Origin of the sequence: Kitasatospora sp. SC0581 (assembly GCF_048159585.1) — a bacterium.
GTDB lineage: Bacteria > Actinomycetota > Actinomycetes > Streptomycetales > Streptomycetaceae > Kitasatospora.
Genome location: NZ_JBLRWA010000146.1, coordinates 1 through 433 on the forward strand (window position 1 = coordinate 1; position 433 = coordinate 433).

A 433-nucleotide genomic window follows, 5' to 3' on the forward strand; every position below is an offset into this window, starting at 1 on the left:
TCTTGAACGTCAGCTGCGACTGCGGGGCTCGCGCGAACACCTCGACGGCCGCCGTGCCGCCGGGCGGCACCTCCATGGCCCGCTCGGGCACGATCGCCGCCCCGTTGGTGAAGCCGGTGACGCGCACCCCGTACAGGATGTTGGCGGTGGTGGTCTGGGACGGGAACAGGTCCCGGATACGGCCGGGCCGCACGGCTCGCGGAACGATGTCCAGGTGCTCGGGGGTGCCGAAGCCGAGGACACCGGCGGTACCGGCACTGCGGCTGAACACGTCCTTGCGGCCGAGCTGGTCCAGGGCGCTGCCGTCGATGGTCACCATCTGGTCGAACGAGCCACGGAAGCCGGCGGCCTTGAGTCCCTTGAACTCGTCGCTGTCGAGGAACTGCTGGCCGAGGGACTTCACCTGGCCGGCGAGGTGGGCCGCGAGAGCGGC

The 433-nt window shown here is 70.9% G+C and carries 1 pseudogene; it reads right to left on the reverse strand.

The features are described from left to right. A pseudogene (locus ACLWS4_RS37500) lies at nt 1-433 on the reverse strand (hypothetical protein); the annotation flags it as partial.